Origin of the sequence: Serratia sp. Res13-Sevr-LER1-36-b (assembly GCF_015673035.1) — a bacterium.
Classification (GTDB): Bacteria; Pseudomonadota; Gammaproteobacteria; order Enterobacterales; family Enterobacteriaceae; genus Chania; species Chania fonticola_C.
Genome location: NZ_JADACK010000019.1, coordinates 125,217 through 141,404, shown reverse-complemented (window position 1 = coordinate 141,404; position 16,188 = coordinate 125,217). Strand labels below are relative to the sequence as shown.

Genomic DNA, 16,188 nt, shown 5'->3' with positions numbered 1-16,188 from the left:
TGTTCCGGTTTTTACTACCGGTTAAAACGCGAAAAGCCCCTTGCGGGGCTCATAATCTGACGATTAGTTAAAGATTTCTGCGGTGCCGTACAGCTTGTTCTGGCCACCGGCGGACACGATGCGGTAAGAGTTGGCACCGGATGCGGCGGCTTTGCTTGCCAGTTCGGCTTCCAGAGCGCTCAGGTTGCTGGCACCGCTTACGGAAACCACACCGATTTTTTGTGCGTCGGCAGCAGGTTGGCTGGTGAGCTGGTCAGCGGCAATGCTGGCGAAAGAAGCGGAAGTTAACAGTACAGCAGTAGCAAAAATTTTGATGCTTTTCATGATTCAATCCTCAGGGGTTTTGTTAGGTGAGAGGCTGTTGTCTCTCGATGTGTTGAATGATAGGCCACTTGGCGGGAATGGAAAATCGGATAGTTTTGAGTATCTACATCAAATAAACTGAATCATTGAGAGGGGGCGAAAGTTGAAAGGGTAGCTATCTGCTAACTGGCCACTTGAGAAGTGTCTATCATGAAGGCGGCACGATTTATTGGGTATCTAAAGGGGAGGGGGGCAACACATTATCCTTTAGGCGAACAGGCGCTGAGGCTTGTTTCTTCTTCAGTTTTACTCATTTTCCTTGTTACAATGACCAACCAGTTAGGTCAGCCCACTAACGTTAAGCTATGTATCGGGAAGCAGGCATGAAGAATAATCTATCGATAAGATCGGCCTCTTTGAGAGATTTTGAAATTATCAAGGCTATTATTGAAAAAGGTTCTGCGACCCAGGCTGCTGAGTCCCTTGGAATAAGCCAACCCGCAGTCAGTAAGGCGGTGGCCAGTATTGAAGAAAAGTTGGGTAAGACACTATTTACCCGTGAGAAAGGGCGCCTGAACCCCACCAAAGATGCTCTGTTTTTCTATGAGGAAATTGTTAATATCTTTAACTCCCTCGAGAGAATAGATGATAACAATTGGGCCAGTAAGTCCAGCAAGACGTTAAAAGTGATCACGACCCCAACCATTGCGTATTCCTATCTCGCCCCCCTGACAGCTCGCTATGCTAAAGAAAGAAGTAATGTCAAAGTCTCATTTAGCGTGGTGAATTCTGTCGATATGATGAATTTGCTCAGAGAAGGGCGGGCCGATATTGCACTGGCAAATGCGGATATAAATAACAACCTGGCAGAATTAACGATAGAGCCAATATTTAAATCCAAAATTGTGTGTATGATGCACAAAAATCATGAGTTGGCAAAGAAAGAAAAGCTGGTGCTTTCAGATTTTAATTTCAGAAATATTATCATGTATACCACAAGGAATATTTTGTTTTCCAAAATTATGAAAGCATTCAGTGGTTCTGGTGTGGAAACCAACGTTATAGCAGAGGTGTCGGATTCGCTGGTGGCCCTGAATTTTGTCAATGAAAACCTGGGGTTATGTTTGGCGCCAAATTTCCCAGTCATCCATCAGTTCAACGATAACATCATTGTCAAAGACATTGATGTGGAGATTTACGATGAAATGGCCTTTTTCTATCTGCCCAATATCTTAAACCCCTACTGCAGTGATTACGTAGAGTATGTGACTGATCATTTGCAGTCTATACAACATTTGTCAAAATGAAGAAAGAGCTCATTGATATATAAATGAGCCCTTCGGATAGACCTGTGGCAGCATGGGTAAAGCGCTGTTTATCTTTTTACATTTTGCAAGACAAAATCAACACAGCTCTCGGCTTCCCCGATATAGCTTGCCTCATCAAGTAATTTATCGATATCTATTGTTGCAACGACATCTTCCTTGATGAGTTGAGCACGAATGCAATCGGAAAACGCTGCGCCAGTTAACACCGACTCCATGGCGGCTTCGTACAATATATGGTGTGCTTCGGCACGGCCAATATCTTTGGCAAGAGCCATCATGATAGATTCTGAGAGAATAAGGCCTTTGGTCAGCTTGATGTTTTCCAGCATTTTTTCCGGATAAACCTGTAATCCATCGATCAGTTTAAACAGATTTTCACTGATCGAGACTGCTAGAATAGCCACTTCGGGAAGCGTGACATCCATCACATTACTTTCCGCAGCGTCACCTTCATTCATTTTGATCATCGCCATGTATGATAGGGGAACACGAGCGCGTAGCAATTGTGATAGGCCAACCAGGTTTTGCGCATTTTGCGGGTTACGCTTCTGGGCCATCGTGGAGCTGCCAACTTTGCCATGATGGAAACTTTCTTCCAGTTCGGCCAGTTCCGTTCTCTGCAAGAAAATGATTTCCTGAGCGACCTTTTCAGTAAAGCTCGCCAATTGCCCAAGAATGGCGACGTAATGTGTTTGTGAGTCGCTGGAGGTGCGTACCGGGATCGTGTTGGATGTCAGATTAAGTAAGGCAGCCATGCCCTCTTGAATCTCCCGACCTTTGCCTTCCATGGCGGAGAAGGTTCCTACAGCCCCTCCCAGGCTGACAGTAAAAGCCTCTGACGTGGCATTGGAGAGCCTGCTTTTGATGCGCTGAAGTTCAGCAAACCATGACGCGACCTTAAAGCCAAAAGTGATTGGCAGGGCGTGCTGCCCATGAGTTCTTCCCGCCTGGGTGTAGCTCTTTGATTTTAAAGCCAGTGCGGAAAAAGAGAGCAATGCCTTTTCCAGATAACCGGTGATGAGCTTATGGCTGGCACGAAGCTGTAAAGACGCAGCCGTATCAAAGATGTTTTGAGTCGTGGCCCCCCAGTGAATATAGCCTGCAGCTTGTTTGCCACAGACACGTTCAAACTCTCTCAAGACAGGTACGAACGGGTGGCAAGTTTCCCGGATCCCTTGCTTGATAGCGTCAATGTTCAGCAAATCTGCGTTAGCGGATTGAGTAATTTTTTGCGCACACTCTTCGGGGATGATCCCCAGTTTTGCCTGTGCTTGAGCAAGAGCCGCTTCGACATCTAGCCATGCTTGTATAGTTTTAACATCAGACCACAGTTCAACAGCTTGGGGATTGAACCAGTGACCTGTGATGCATGATTCGAACATACCCGTATTCATAACATACCTCTCATTACATTTTGGTTATGTATGTATTCCTTTTTTGATTATTGGTGTGAAAAAGCAGCGTAGTCAACCGGTAACTGCCGTTTTATTGCGTTTTATTGCTTTTGAGATCGTTATCACATGTTTTATTTGTTATGTGATCATATCATAAAGGTAATGATAGTTGTCGGGTGCTACTTCATGCAAAGGTGAGTCATCATGCAAAGGGTAATGTTGAATCAAGCTAAAACGATGTTGTTTATTATCATGGGGTTAATAGCGCTGGGCGCGTTGAAGCACCTGTTCGGTGACAAGCCCTTTATTCTTGCTATCACCTTTCTGGTGATTGTGTTGGTTTGCGCTGGCATCGCGAAGAAATACTATGCTCAAGCTGTGATTTTAACCGGGGGCATTATTCTCTTGATAGCAACGGTCATTGCCTTTCCTGATGTCAGTATTACCAAGGCAGCGTCTGGTTCCAAATTCATTGATATTTTCGTTGAAATAAAAGTGCTTTTTTCCGATAGTATTTCCAAGCTTGGCTTGATTATTATGGTTATTGCCGGCTTTTCAAGATACATGAACGATATTGGCGCGTCGGCAAAACTGGTCGGGGTTTGTATTAAGCCCCTCAAGAGAATCAATGCGAAGTACGTACTTTTAGGCTGTTGTTATATCCTGATGCAGGTTTTAGCCTTGTTTATTTCAAGCCCTTCAGGGTTGGCTCTCTTGATGCTCACAACGCTATATCCGGTTTTACGTTCTATTGGATGTTCAAAAGCGGCTGTAGCCTCAGTGATTGCCTCTGGCATATGTATTGACTATGGGCCATCCGCTACCGGGAGCGTGCTGATTTCCGAACTCACTGGATATGACCTGTTTTCATTCTTTGTGGATAAGCAGGTTCCTATTGTTGCCATCCTCTTCGTTGTCATCGGGATATCTCATATGGTGATGCAGGCATACTGGGACAGAAAAGAAGCTGTAAATGAAGATGATAACGAAAATCATGCCAAGGACGCTGACATTTCCAAGCATGTTCCGACGTACTATGCTCTGCTGCCTGTCGTTCCAATGATCATTCTCTTCGTTTTCTCCAGTCTGGTGGAGGAGTATCTCCCCTCTTATTTGCAAATTAAAATTGATGTGGTTTCGGCGATTATTTTATCGTTCTTTATTGCTTTCCTGATTGATTCAATCAGAACCTTCGACCTCAAGAAATCAACTGATAAGGTGCTTGGGCTATTCGATCAGATGGGGCAGTCTTTTATTACCGTGGTCTCTATTCTGCTTTGTGCTCAGGTTTTGGTGGCGGGGATTATAAAAATTGGCTTTATTGATACGCTGTTTGGCTTTATTCCTAATGAGGGTCACTATGCCACGGTCATCGTCGTTCTGTTTAGTTTATTGATTTTCTGTGGCTCAGTGATCATGGGGACCGGGACGGTGTTTAATGCCTTTGCTCCTCTTAGTGCTGAAGTGGCGAAAGGTGCGGGTATTTCGGTGTTTAAGATGTTGGTGCCGCTGCATTTTTCAGCCAGTTTAGGACGGAGCTTTTCGCCAATTTCAGGCGTTATTATCGCCGTGTCTGGCTTCGTAGGGGTCACGCCGTTCCAGATAATCAAAAGAAACTGTGTGCAATTAACCATTGCCTATGTCCTGATGATGGTGCTTTCTCTGTCCTATTTGTGAGTGAATAAGGCTGGGGGGCAGATCATCAAACTCAATCATAGGCATCATTGGCGATAGTTGAAATCACAACTACCTTTTAACCAGGGCGTTTAAGAGGGGTATGTGATGATGGCAGACCAGTTTATTGGCAGTTGGGCGCTGGTTTCTTCCATATTCAAAGGGGAGGATGGGGCTATACATCACCCTTTGGGCGAGCAGGTGTTGGGGCGGCTCAACTATGAGGCCAACGGCACCATGGCAGCGCAGCTCTATAGCGCAACGCGGCCAAGGTTTGCCTCGGAGGATTTGGCGCAGGGCTGCGATCGAGAGATCCGCCCTGCCTTTGTGAATATGCTTTGTTACTTTGGCCGCTATCGGATTGATGAAGGTAAACAGTGCGTCATTCATCGGGTCGAGGGCTGTTCGTTCCCCAACTGGCTGGGTAGCCAGCAGATCCGCTTCTACAGTTTCACTGACGATAAACTCACATTACGCACCGTACCGTTGCAGCTGGATAACCGCGTGCAGATTGGCGAATTGGTGTGGCAACGGCTCCAGGCCGCTGAGGGAGAAAAATCATGATTATCGTGCATCATCTGAATAACTCGCGTTCGCAGCGCATCTTGTGGTTCCTGGAGGAGCTCGGTGTTCCCTATCAGGTTCTGCGTTATCAACGTGATAAGACCACCATGTTGGCACCGCCCGAGTTGAAAAAGATCCACCCGTTGGGTAAATCGCCGGTAGTAGTAGACGGCGATCTGACGCTGGCGGAGTCGGGCGCCATTATAGAATATCTGCAGGAGGCCTATGATGCACAAGGGTTATTCACTCCCACGGATTTCCACGCTCGCCAGGAGTATCGCTATTGGCTGCACTATGCAGAAGGGTCGTTGATGCCGCTGCTGGTAATGAAACTGGTGTTTAGCCGTTTAGGACACCCGCCAATCCCATGGGTGATACGCCCGGTTGCCGGGGCGATCGGCAAAGGGGTACAGAAAGAGTATCTGGATAAGCAGATTGCCACGCATCGCGATTATCTGGAGCAACACTTGAATAAAAGCACCTGGTTTGTAGGCAATGAATTCAGCGCTGCGGATATCCAGATGAGTTTCCCGGTGGAGGCGTTAGCAGGGCGAGGCGGGTTGGACGGGTGCCCGAAACTGCAAGGCTATCTGCAACGCATTCACGCGCGTCCTGCGTATCAGCGGGCTCTGGAACAGGGTGGGCCGTTTAGCGTACTGGGTTGAAGGCTTGAACTATACTCGATAGGGTCACTTTCATAGGAGGTAGCCCATGGCTACGCAAATTTTTGTTAACCTGCCCGTCAGCAATTTGCCCGCTTCTATCGAGTTCTTCCGACAACTGGGGTTTATCTTCAACCCGCAGTTTACCGATGATACTGCCGCCTGCATGGTCGTGAGTGAGAGTATTTACGTGATGTTGCTGACTCACGAGAAATTCCAGCTATTTACCCCCAATCCTGTCAGTGATGCCAACAAAGCGACGGAAGTGCTGATTTGCCTGTCGCAACCCAGCCGTGCTGCGGTAGATGCGTTGGTACGCAAAGCCATTGCCGCTGGCGGCAATACCTATAATCAGCCACAGGATTACGGCGCTATGTATGGCCATGGCTTCCAGGATTTGGATGGTCATATCTGGGAGTTGATGTACATGGATGAGCAGGCGATGCAATCGCAATAATCTTTTCCGCCCCAAGCTGTCGGGGCGATCTCTCCTCTTCAGGTCGTAATGTGATAAACCTCACTTCTTCAACAATGAGCGATCCCAATACGTTTTCGCATAAATTGTCGCGATCTTTAGTTGATCAGACGGCATAGAAGGCTAGATAATCGTTTGCCTTGAAAATCCCACCCGGTAGCGTTTGGGATTTTTGGGGATAAGACCATCATAAATCACCCGCTGCATGCGATGAGAGTTAAACGTTTGCCTTTTACACGGCGTCTGTTGCCGCGTTCCTGAAGGGTAAGGAAGCGAACGTGACGGAAACGGTTTCGTAATGACCATGCATCAGTGGGATAACAAGCCATTTCATCCAGGCTGGCAGCAATGAAAAACAGGGGACAGCAACATGTCGAATTCTCAAGCAAATAACGCCGTGACACCCAAAGGCGGGCTTGATGCGTATTTTAAACTTACAGCACGGGGTACCAACGTGCGTCAGGAAGTGGTGGCAGGGTTAACCACCTTCCTGGCGATGGTCTACTCGGTGATCGTGGTTCCCAGCATGCTGGGTAAAGCCGGTTTCCCACCGACTGCGGTATTCGTTGCCACCTGCCTGGTTGCCGGGTTGGGGTCGTTGCTGATGGGCCTGTGGGCCAACCTGCCGATGGCGATTGGTTGTGCCATTTCACTGACGGCGTTCACCGCCTTTAGCCTGGTGCTGGGTCAGCAGATCAGCATTCCCGTGGCGCTGGGCGCGGTATTCCTGATGGGGATCCTGTTTACCATCATCTCGATTACCGGTATCCGTTCCTGGATCCTGCGTAACCTGCCAATGGGAGTGGCGCATGGCACCGGTATTGGTATCGGCCTGTTCCTGCTGTTGATCGCGGCTAACGGTGTCGGCCTGGTGGTGAAAAATCCGCTGGATGGCTTGCCGGTCGCGCTGGGGGCATTTACCTCGTTTCCAGTGGTGATGACGTTAATCGGGTTGGCGGTGATCTTCGGCCTGGAAAAACTGCGTGTGCCAGGCGGCATCTTGCTGGTCATTATTGCCATTTCGGTTATCGGTCTGATTTTTGATCCTGCGGTGAAATATCAAGGGCTATTTGCCATGCCTAGCCTGGCGGGGCCAGATGGTAAATCGCTGATCTTCAGCCTGGATATCATGGGGGCGTTACAACCGGTGGTGCTGCCGAGCGTATTGGCATTGGTAATGACTGCGGTGTTCGACGCCACGGGCACCATCCGTGCGGTCGCTGGGCAGGCCAATCTGCTGGATAAAGATGGCCAGATCATTAACGGTGGCAAAGCGCTGACTTCTGACTCCCTGAGCAGCATCTTCTCCGGATTGGTTGGGGCTGCACCTGCCGCGGTTTATATCGAATCTGCTGCAGGTACGGCGGCAGGCGGTAAAACCGGTCTGACGGCCACCGTGGTCGGGCTGTTGTTCCTGCTGATCCTGTTCCTGTCGCCGCTGTCCTACCTGGTGCCAGTGTACGCCACCGCTCCTGCGCTGATGTACGTTGGCCTGCTGATGTTGAGCAACGTCACCAAGCTGGATTTCGACGACTTTGTCGACGCCATGGCCGGTTTGCTGTGCGCGGTGTTTATCGTGCTGACCTGTAACATCGTGACTGGCATCATGCTGGGCTTCAGCTCGCTGGTGATTGGCCGCGTGTTCTCTGGTGAATGGCGCAGGCTGAACATCGGTACCGTGTTAATCGCGGTTGCGCTGGTGGCATTCTATGCGGGTGGTTGGGCAATTTAAGCTTTCCTTCTACGGGGCCATCCTTTGGCCCCGTTGTTCATTTCCTTCAGACTATTCTCCCTATTTGCTGCGACGTGTTTTGAAAGGCACAACAAGCTTTATAACTGAGAAAAAAAGTGATCTACTATTCGGACACTATTACCCGCGCGCTTTGGTGATCTGAACTTAAGAGTCTAAGGAAAGCATGGAAATATTTTTTACAATCCTCATCTTGATCCTGGTGGTCTCCCTGTCTGGGGTGGTAACACGCATGTTGCCGTTCCAGATCCCGTTACCCTTGATGCAAATTGCCATTGGGGCCCTGTTAGCCTGGCCGAATTTCGGGCTGCACGTTGATTTTGACCCTGAACTGTTTTTAGTGCTGTTTATTCCGCCATTGCTGTTTGCCGATGGTTGGAAAACACCGACACGCGAATTCCTGCACCACGGGCGTGAAATACTGGGGCTGGCATTGGTGCTGGTGTTGATCACCGTTGTCGGCGTTGGGTACCTCATTTACATGATGGTACCGGGTATTCCGTTGGTTGCTGCGTTTGCGCTGGCGGCGGTGTTGTCACCTACCGATGCCGTTGCACTGGGTGGTATTGTTGGCAAAGGGCGCATTCCCAGAAGCATCATGAGTGTGCTGGAAGGCGAGGCGTTGATGAATGACGCTTCCGGCCTGGTATCGTTAAAATTTGCCATCGCGGTGGCGATGGGCACCATGGTGTTCACCGTCGGTGGTGCCTCCATGGAGTTTCTGAAGGTGGCGATCGGTGGTCTGCTCGCCGGTGTGGCGGTGACCTGGACCTACAGTAAATCGCTGCGCGTGATGAGCCGTTGGAGCGGAGACGATCCGGCCACGCAGATTGTGTTGCTGCTGCTGTTGCCTTTTGCCTCCTATCTGATTGCCGAACATATCGGCGTGTCAGGCATTCTGGCTGCCGTCGCGGCGGGGATGACCATCAGCCAGTCTGGCGTGATCCGTAACGCACCACTGGCCATGCGTTTGCGCGCTAACAGCGTCTGGGCGATGCTGGAGTTCGTGTTCAACGGCATGGTGTTCATCATGTTGGGGCTGCAACTGCCGGGGATCCTGGAAACCTCGATTGTGCAGGCTGAACTGGATCCCACTATCGAGACCTGGTATCTGTTCACCGACGTGGCGATTATCTACGCCGCGCTGCTGGTGCTGCGTTTCAGCTGGTTGTGGGTGATGAAAAAGGCCAGCAATCGCTTTATGAAAAAGCGCCCTCTACAGTTTGGCGATTACAGCATACGTGAGTTGTGGGTCGCTTCTTTCGCTGGCGTACGTGGGGCGATTACGCTGGCCGGTGTGCTCTCTATCCCGCTGTTACTTAGCGATGGCACCGCCTTCCCGGCGCGCTATCAGCTGGTGTTTATCGCCGCCGGGGTGATCTTGCTGTCACTGATCGTTGGCGTACTGGCGTTGCCGTTATTGCTGCGCGGGGTGCATGTCGCAGACAAGAGCGCCAGCAAGACCGAAGAGCGCATGGCGATTGCCATGGCTGCCGAGGTGGCGATTGAGAGCATCAACAAGATGGAAGAACGGCTGGTGGCAGACACCGAGGAAAACCTCGATCCGCAGGTGCTCAAAGAGGTCAGTTCCAGGGTGACCGGAATGTTGCGGCGGCGTATTGCCAGTAAAGATGATATCGAAAATGCGCTGGCGCTGGAAAACCTCGAGCGGCGTTTCCGTTTGACCGCCTTGCGGGCGGAGCGTGGTGAGCTTTATCACCTGCGCGCCACGCAAAAAATCAGCAACGAGACGCTGCAAAAACTGCTGCACGATCTCGATCTGCTGGAAGCCTTGCTGGTTGAGCGAGAAGGCTAACCACATCTTTAAGGGGGCCGCTATGCGGCCCCTATCTTACTCAGCCAAGGCTTCGGCATCTCGTTCCCCTTGCGCTTTACTCTCCTTGCTTTGGATCAGCTTTAACGCCAGATACAGGTCGGGAACCAGGATCAGTTTATTCTCCTTGCTGCCGGAGCGATCCAGGCGAAACCAACGTGTCAGCTCGGTACGGCGGCCTGCAAGTACCAGGCCGATCCCCCGCAGTTGCAGATCCCGCTTCAATTCTTCGACGGCCGCGAGCACGCTGATATCCGCATGGGTGAAGCTGGCCACCGCGTCAATCACCACCCAACGTGGCTGGTCCTGCGATCCATCTACCAGATTGGTGATCCGCCGCTTGAAATAGGCGACGTTAAAGTAGGTCAACGGCGAATTAAAGCGGTACATAAGCACGCCATCGACCGGCTGGACGCCGTTGCTCTTACCCAGCGAATGGATCATACCGTCTGCGTTGACCCCCAGTAGCTGCTCGGTGGGCCGGAAAACCGTCTGTAGAAACTGCAACAGACCCAGCAGCACCGCCAGCCCAATGCCGGGAATGATCCCTACCAGCAGCACGCTCAAGAAAGTAAACAGCGCCAGATAGAACGCGGGGCGATTGCGTTTGCGCAGCCGGAAAATGCTGCGCATATCCAGCAGCGACCAAGAGGCGTAAATCAGCACCACGCCGAGTACCGATATGGGGATAAACTGCAGCGGCTCGCTAAAAAATGCCACGACCAGAGCGATCGCCAGCGCGGCAATCACCGAGACCAGCTGGCTTTTGCCGCCGTTGGCATCGTTAACGGCGGTACGGGAGTTGGCACCGCTGATGGCGAATCCCTGTGAAAGCCCGGAGACGATATTCACCAGCCCCAGCGCACGAAACTCACTGTCGGCGTCAACTTCGTAGCCATTTTTTGCCGCAAAGCTCCTGGTGGTCAGCATCATGCTGACAAAGCTGACTACGGCCAGGTTGAGCGCCGGGATCACCAGATCGCGCAGCAGCCCGGGTTTAAAATCAGGCCATGAAACCATGGGCAAACCGCCACCGGTATAGCCCCCAACCGTATCAATGCCAAAGCGTGGCAAATTCGCCGCCCAGGTCAACGCCGTCGTCAGCACTACGGCGAACAGCGGGGCGGGCCAGTTAGGCCGGGCATAGTGGACGCCAAGCAGGATCAGCAGCGTCAGCAGTGACATAAGCACCGTGGGCCAATGGCTGTTGAGTAAGTTAACCGGCAGTGCGTAAATGCGTTCAATCAGCTCGCTGGAGGGCGAGGCAAACCCGAATATCTTGCTGATCTGATTGACGATAATCGTAAGCGCCACGCCGTTGAGCAACCCATTGAGGATCGGGCGTGACAGCAGATCTGCAATGGCACCCAGCTTGAAGCGGCTGGCAATCAGGCACCAGGTTCCCATCATCAGGGTCATCACGATGGTCAATTGCCAGTGCAGTTCGGTATGGCCAGCCGCTAGCGGAGTGACTACTGCGGCGATGACCGCGCAGGTGGCTGCATCAGGCCCGACGATAAGCTGACGCGATGAGCCAAAAATGGCGTAGGCGATCATCGGTAGAATACAGGAGTAAAGCCCGACGATGGCGCTCACGCCAGCCAACTCGGCGTAGGCAATCGCCACCGGTAATGCCACTGCCGCCACCGAGAGGCCAGCTCGGATATCAGGTTTCAACCAGCTACGCTCGTAAGCGAGCAGGTTCATCAGGCCAGGCGCGATACTCTGGAGGGATTTCCGCTGCATATCTTTTCCATCCGGCTGAATAAAGGGGCATGCTGTCTCTTTCGTTGGCCGGAAGAGTAAATCAGCGGTTTTTTAGTGATTTTGGGTGAGCATTAGCCGAAGTATAGCAGGGGATTATGACGTGAATTTGCTGCCGTTATGGAATGATAGGGGGACCCTGGGTTGTCAGTAAAAGCTAATCCCCCTCATCTTATGCGCCTATGACCAATACTCCCGGCAGCAGGCAATCCAGGCCTGGGCGCTGTGGGAAAGGTAGCTGCCCTGGCGCCAGATCAGCCCCACTTGCCACTCCATTCGTGGCTCCAGCGGCAGCCAGATCAGGTTTTCTTTATCCAGCCATTGGCAGACTGGCTCTGGTAAAGTGGCAATTCCCACGCCGGCCTGCACCATCGCAGCCAGAAAATCCCACTGGCCGCTGCGTACGGCAATCTTGGGTTCAAAGCCCGCCTGCTGAAAAGCTGCCATCAGCATTTTATACAGCGTGAAGTCTTCGTTATAAATCAGGATTGGCCACTCGGCCAGCTCATTGATTGCGATGCTGGTGCGGTTGAGCCAGTGTGCCGTCTTGGGCACAACTACGCACATCGGGTGGCTTAGCAGGGGCAAAAAGGTCAACGGCTGGTCAGATACTGCGGGCAGTATCGTCATCGCCAGGTCCAACTCTCCGGTTAACACCGCCTGTTCAACCGAAAGGCCGCCCAGTTCGGAGATCTTCAGTTCGATACCCGGATAGGTCTGGCGGAACTGACGGATCAAACCGGCGATCTGTCTGCCGACCATCGGTGGAATACCCAGCCGCAGCACCCCCTTTTTCACCGAGCTGATGTCCTCCAGTTCGGCCTCCAACTGGCGGAACTCATCCAGGATCGCCAGACCGCGCTGATAAACCGCTTGCCCGCTGTCGGTGAGGTGCAGCTTGCGCCCTTCGCGCACCAGCAGTGTGCACTCCAACTCATCTTCCAGATGGCGCAACATCTTGCTGATGGTGGGTTGGGTAACAAACAGTTTCTCAGCCGCGCGGGTGAAACTTTGCTGACGGACCACTTCCACAAAATAACGCAGGGTGCGGACATCCACTTTGGGCTCTCCTGAAGGCGGTGCCGCTGGGAAACTATTCCCTTACGGCATGATGTTGATGATTTTAATTCATTTCAGGCAGGGTTTCCCGGCTGCGTATACTGTAAGCCTTGATTTTTTCTGAGGTTGCTTTCATGTCTCTGGCGTTACGCCGTGCTGCGCCTGCTTTTCTGCTCCGCCTACAGGTGCCCATCCAGGTAGTGCTGTATGCCTTGTTATTCCTGCTTGCCGATCGGCTGGTGCAACAGTTTCATCTGCCTTTGCCCGCCAACATCGTGGGCATGTTGATGCTGCTGGCGCTGATCCTGCTGCGCATTTTGCCGCTCAACTGGGTAAAAGCGGGGTCGCGTTGGCTACTGGCCGAAATGCTGCTGTTTTTTGTACCAGCGGTGGTGGCGGTGGTGAACTATGCCCAACTGTTGATGGTGGAGGGCTGGAAGATTTTTCTGGTGATTGCCATCAGCACCATGCTGACGCTGGGAGCGACCGGGCTGGTGGTGGATCGCGTTTATCGTTTCGAGATCTGGCTGCAACGGCGGAAAATGCGTAATGAATGACGTGATCCTCAGCATCACCTGCCTGGTGGTGACATTGGTACTCTACTTTGCCAATAAAAGGCTCTACCGCCGCCGCCGTAGCCTGCTGTTGATGCCGTTGGTGCTGACGCCGATGGTATTGGTGCTATTGCTGGTGGTGACGCATATCTCGTATCAGAGCTATATCGGCGAAACGCACTGGCTCCTGTGGTTGCTTGGCCCGGCAACTATCGCCTTTGCCGTGCCGGTATATGAAAACCTGCATATTATTCGTCGCCATTGGCTTTCTCTAACTGCCGGGGTGCTTACCGCGGTGGTGGTAGCCGTTTACAGCTCGGTGTGGCTGGCCCGTTGGTTGACGTTGCCTGATGAGGTGCAGCGTAGCCTGGCAGTGCGTTCCATTACGACGCCGTTTGCGCTGGAAGCGGCGAAGCAGATGGGCGGCCAACCTGACTTGGTGGCACTGTTTGTGGTGATCACTGGCGTGTTTGGGATGGCGGTAGGCGATATTCTGTTCCTGCGCCTCTCGGTGCGCAGCGGTCTGGCGAAAGGGGCGGGGTTTGGTGCCTCTTCTCACGGTGCCGGTACCGCCAGAGCCTATGAGATAGGCCAGCAGGAAGGTGTGGTGTCTAGCCTGGTGATGATGTTAGCGGGGATTATCACTGTGATCGGGGCACCCTTGATTGGTCGGTTAATGTGGTAATTAGGGGCTGGGCTAGCCCCGGGAAGGCTTAACGAGCGGCCTGGATCAGGGCCACAATCAGTGGAGAAAGCTCCCCACGTAACGCTGCACGTTCTGACTGGAATAGGGTAGCGGCATAAAAACGGTGCCCTGGCAGTTCCACCGAGCGGACATCGCCTTCAATGTCATGCCCACTGATGATCAGTGGGTGTTGCTGCAAATCCGCCACAAATTCAGGGTTAACACCAAAGTTACAGTGATAGCCTTCGTGAGTCTCCAGCTTGCCATAGGCGCGGGCGATCAGTGAATTTGGCTGAAACAGGATGGTGCCGGTTTTCTCAACCAGTGAACAACTCAGCGGTGCGATCACCAAGCGGCCCCCGCTATCGGTCTCCGCGTGACCAGCATCGTGCCAACCCATCACATTGCGCGCATATTCCACCACTGCATATTGAAACCCACCGCAAGACCCTAGAAAGGGGATGTTCTGCTCGCGAGCATGGCGGATCGTCATAAAGACCCCGTCATCGTTGCGATAGGGGCTGCCAGGGACTACCCAGATAGCATCGTAACCCTGCAGGGCAGAGACATCGCTCAACGTTTCTGTTGGGAGCCATTGGGATTGGATATCAAGATTCAGGTGTGAAGCGGTAAGTTGGAGAGCGACGGGGATGGCTTGGTGGGCAACGGCTTCGCTGCGGTAATCACCAATCAGAGCAAGACGAACCTGCGTTTTCATCGTTTCTTTTCCTGAGCGGGTAAAAAAGGATGTTACAGCAAGGTGAAAAACGGGTCTGTGAATTTTTCCAAGGAGAGCACAAAATGTTCGAGTGATTGAGGGCGTGCTACAGATTGTTTGCCGTACCTGATTTCGGCTCCGTACGGCTCCCTCTCCCTGTGGGAGAGGGGTGGGGTGAGGGGGATTGCCGCTCTCGGCTGAGCAACATCACCTGCCAGAAAGCGGGTTTAATACAGTGAAGGCGAACCCGTAGGGCGCGTTTTGAAGCGGCGGTGCAGCCACAGATATTGCTCTGGAGCGCGCATGATCTCTTTTTCTACTACTTTATTCATGTAGGCGGCGGCGGCCACTTCATCGTCGATTGGGTAGTCTTCTAACGCCGGTTGGATCAGCAGATCGTAGCCACAGCCTTTCGGGCGACGGATCAGCACGACCGGTACCAGCGCCGGTTTGGCCATGCGGGCCAGCATAAAGGTCCCACTGGTGGTGGCGGCCTGATCAACGGCAAACAGCGGGGCAAACACGCTGCCACGTGGGCCGTAATCCTGATCCGGAGCAAACCATACGGCTTCGCCGCGCTTCAGGGCTTGCACCATGCCGCGCAGATCTTTGCGATCCAGCATGGCTTTGTTGGAGCGCATGCGGCCTTTGGTCTGTGCCCATTCCATCGCCTTGTTGTTGTGTGGGCGATACATGGCCATCATCGGCTGACACAGGCCCATCGCCCGGCCGCCCAACTCCAGCGACATGAAATGCACCCCAATCACCAGCACGCCACGGCCATTTTGCTGGGCCTGTTTCAGGTGGTTGATGCCGCTCACGTTGAACCAGCGCTTCACGCGTTTATCTGACCAGAACCAGGCCATGCCGGTTTCCAGCAGACCCATGCCGAGGGATTCGAAATTACCGATAATTTGACGTTCGCGCAGTGCTTCATCCATCTCCGGGAAGCACAGTTCAAGATTGCGGCGGGTGATCGACACGCGGCGTTTCAGAAAGCGCATAGAGGTGCGGCCCATCCAGCCACCGAGCTTGTGCAGCACGGGGTAGGGCAGTTGAACCAGCAGGAACAGGACCGCCAGGCCAAACCAGGTCAGCCAGTAGCGAGGGTGCAGTAATGCACGTTTAAAAGTTTGTGGACGCTTCATATTAACTCTGTATGCGAAATGGGGTAGAAACCTGTAGCGCATAAAGAAGCGACTCAATAGCGATACCATACTCTGACACCCAGTCATGACGATCGTTTAGCCGTTGACTAAACCTTTACATTCGAAGGGCGGTTCGCATTGCTATTAGCCTTCGGAAGGACGGCTGCTCGCCAGCGAAGGGGGCTCTCGTATTCGTGATTATACCACACAAAACGTGGGTGTGAGAGTGGGTGGGTGGTACGTCCACAAAGGGTTATCCGAGGGCTATTTGGGTAT

15 protein-coding genes are annotated in these 16,188 nt (G+C 52.4%); 9 read left to right on the top strand and 6 right to left on the bottom strand.

Features of this window, described 5'->3' with window-relative positions:
- Window positions 1-63 precede the first annotated feature (63 nt).
- Window positions 64-324, bottom strand: coding sequence for a YdgH/BhsA/McbA-like domain containing protein (locus IMQ33_RS13960; RefSeq protein WP_065684854.1), 261 nt, complete (start codon window positions 322-324; stop codon window positions 64-66).
- Between the two features lie 362 nt (window positions 325-686).
- Here IMQ33_RS13960 and IMQ33_RS13955 point away from each other — a divergent pair, with 362 nt between their 5' ends.
- A complete protein-coding gene (locus IMQ33_RS13955) occupies window positions 687-1,610 on the top strand; it encodes a LysR family transcriptional regulator (protein WP_196062353.1) in 924 nt (307 codons plus the stop codon).
- A gap of 68 nt (window positions 1,611-1,678) precedes the next feature.
- Here IMQ33_RS13955 and IMQ33_RS13950 read toward each other — a convergent pair whose 3' ends face one another.
- A complete protein-coding gene (locus IMQ33_RS13950; RefSeq protein ID WP_024527996.1) occupies window positions 1,679-3,025 on the bottom strand; it encodes an adenylosuccinate lyase family protein in 1,347 nt (448 codons plus the stop codon).
- A gap of 204 nt (window positions 3,026-3,229) precedes the next feature.
- Between IMQ33_RS13950 and dcuC the strand changes: the two genes are divergently transcribed.
- From dcuC to IMQ33_RS13920, 6 genes are all read left to right on the top strand, one after another.
- Complete coding sequence (gene dcuC, locus IMQ33_RS13945; RefSeq protein ID WP_065684856.1) at window positions 3,230-4,702, top strand: C4-dicarboxylate transporter DcuC; 1,473 nt, start codon at window positions 3,230-3,232, stop codon at window positions 4,700-4,702.
- Window positions 4,703-4,807: 105 nt separating this feature from the next.
- Complete coding sequence (locus IMQ33_RS13940; RefSeq protein WP_065684857.1) at window positions 4,808-5,263, top strand: lipocalin-like domain-containing protein; 456 nt, start codon at window positions 4,808-4,810, stop codon at window positions 5,261-5,263.
- On the top strand, window positions 5,260-5,928 hold the full coding sequence (locus IMQ33_RS13935) for a glutathione S-transferase family protein (RefSeq protein ID WP_065684858.1): 669 nt from the start codon (window positions 5,260-5,262) through the stop codon (window positions 5,926-5,928). Before IMQ33_RS13940 ends, IMQ33_RS13935 begins: the two co-directional genes overlap by 4 nt.
- A 46-nt stretch (window positions 5,929-5,974) precedes the next feature.
- Window positions 5,975-6,382: a VOC family protein gene (locus tag IMQ33_RS13930; protein WP_065684859.1), complete on the top strand. Its 408-nt coding sequence runs from the start codon at window positions 5,975-5,977 to the stop codon at window positions 6,380-6,382.
- Window positions 6,383-6,770: 388 nt separating this feature from the next.
- Window positions 6,771-8,132 carry an NCS2 family permease gene (locus IMQ33_RS13925; protein WP_039995975.1) on the top strand — a complete coding sequence of 454 codons (1,362 nt, stop codon included), beginning with the start codon at window positions 6,771-6,773 and terminating at the stop codon, window positions 8,130-8,132.
- 184 nt (window positions 8,133-8,316) lie between these two features.
- Window positions 8,317-9,966: a Na+/H+ antiporter gene (locus tag IMQ33_RS13920; protein WP_024483960.1), complete on the top strand. Its 1,650-nt coding sequence runs from the start codon at window positions 8,317-8,319 to the stop codon at window positions 9,964-9,966.
- Window positions 9,967-10,002: 36 nt separating this feature from the next.
- Here the strand turns inward: IMQ33_RS13920 and IMQ33_RS13915 are convergent, their stop codons facing one another.
- Window positions 10,003-11,730 carry a SulP family inorganic anion transporter gene (locus IMQ33_RS13915; RefSeq protein WP_065684860.1) on the bottom strand — a complete coding sequence of 576 codons (1,728 nt, stop codon included), beginning with the start codon at window positions 11,728-11,730 and terminating at the stop codon, window positions 10,003-10,005.
- Window positions 11,731-11,928: 198 nt separating this feature from the next.
- Window positions 11,929-12,807, bottom strand: a complete 879-nt coding sequence (locus tag IMQ33_RS13910; RefSeq protein ID WP_059199017.1) for a LysR family transcriptional regulator — start codon at window positions 12,805-12,807, stop codon at window positions 11,929-11,931.
- 134 nt (window positions 12,808-12,941) lie between these two features.
- Here IMQ33_RS13910 and IMQ33_RS13905 point away from each other — a divergent pair, with 134 nt between their 5' ends.
- Window positions 12,942-13,364 carry a CidA/LrgA family protein gene (locus tag IMQ33_RS13905; RefSeq protein WP_196062352.1) on the top strand — a complete coding sequence of 141 codons (423 nt, stop codon included), beginning with the start codon at window positions 12,942-12,944 and terminating at the stop codon, window positions 13,362-13,364.
- Window positions 13,357-14,046, top strand: a complete 690-nt coding sequence (locus IMQ33_RS13900) for an LrgB family protein (RefSeq protein ID WP_161713157.1) — start codon at window positions 13,357-13,359, stop codon at window positions 14,044-14,046. Before IMQ33_RS13905 ends, IMQ33_RS13900 begins: the two co-directional genes overlap by 8 nt.
- A 28-nt stretch (window positions 14,047-14,074) precedes the next feature.
- On the opposite strand, the gene IMQ33_RS13895 is transcribed toward IMQ33_RS13900, so the two are convergent.
- Window positions 14,075-14,764: a CTP synthase gene (locus tag IMQ33_RS13895; protein WP_065684863.1), complete on the bottom strand. Its 690-nt coding sequence runs from the start codon at window positions 14,762-14,764 to the stop codon at window positions 14,075-14,077.
- 227 nt (window positions 14,765-14,991) lie between these two features.
- Window positions 14,992-15,912 (bottom strand): kdo(2)-lipid IV(A) palmitoleoyltransferase, encoded by a 921-nt coding sequence (lpxP, locus tag IMQ33_RS13890; protein WP_065684794.1) that lies wholly within the window; start codon window positions 15,910-15,912, stop codon window positions 14,992-14,994.
- Window positions 15,913-16,188 lie beyond the last annotated feature (276 nt).

What these genes read in the sequence shown, in the direction of transcription:
- IMQ33_RS13960 (WP_065684854.1), bottom strand. Translation starts at nt 324, where the DNA reads ATGAAAAGCATCAAAATTTTTGCTACTGCTGTACTGTTAACTTCCGCT.
- IMQ33_RS13955 (WP_196062353.1), top strand. Translation starts at nt 687, where the DNA reads ATGAAGAATAATCTATCGATAAGATCGGCCTCTTTGAGAGATTTTGAA.
- IMQ33_RS13950 (WP_024527996.1), bottom strand. Translation starts at nt 3,025, where the DNA reads ATGAATACGGGTATGTTCGAATCATGCATCACAGGTCACTGGTTCAAT.
- dcuC (WP_065684856.1), top strand. Translation starts at nt 3,230, where the DNA reads ATGCAAAGGGTAATGTTGAATCAAGCTAAAACGATGTTGTTTATTATC.
- IMQ33_RS13940 (WP_065684857.1), top strand. Translation starts at nt 4,808, where the DNA reads ATGATGGCAGACCAGTTTATTGGCAGTTGGGCGCTGGTTTCTTCCATA.
- IMQ33_RS13935 (WP_065684858.1), top strand. Translation starts at nt 5,260, where the DNA reads ATGATTATCGTGCATCATCTGAATAACTCGCGTTCGCAGCGCATCTTG.
- IMQ33_RS13930 (WP_065684859.1), top strand. Translation starts at nt 5,975, where the DNA reads ATGGCTACGCAAATTTTTGTTAACCTGCCCGTCAGCAATTTGCCCGCT.
- IMQ33_RS13925 (WP_039995975.1), top strand. Translation starts at nt 6,771, where the DNA reads ATGTCGAATTCTCAAGCAAATAACGCCGTGACACCCAAAGGCGGGCTT.
- IMQ33_RS13920 (WP_024483960.1), top strand. Translation starts at nt 8,317, where the DNA reads ATGGAAATATTTTTTACAATCCTCATCTTGATCCTGGTGGTCTCCCTG.
- IMQ33_RS13915 (WP_065684860.1), bottom strand. Translation starts at nt 11,730, where the DNA reads ATGCAGCGGAAATCCCTCCAGAGTATCGCGCCTGGCCTGATGAACCTG.
- IMQ33_RS13905 (WP_196062352.1), top strand. Translation starts at nt 12,942, where the DNA reads ATGTCTCTGGCGTTACGCCGTGCTGCGCCTGCTTTTCTGCTCCGCCTA.
- IMQ33_RS13900 (WP_161713157.1), top strand. Translation starts at nt 13,357, where the DNA reads ATGAATGACGTGATCCTCAGCATCACCTGCCTGGTGGTGACATTGGTA.
- IMQ33_RS13895 (WP_065684863.1), bottom strand. Translation starts at nt 14,764, where the DNA reads ATGAAAACGCAGGTTCGTCTTGCTCTGATTGGTGATTACCGCAGCGAA.
- lpxP (WP_065684794.1), bottom strand. Translation starts at nt 15,912, where the DNA reads ATGAAGCGTCCACAAACTTTTAAACGTGCATTACTGCACCCTCGCTAC.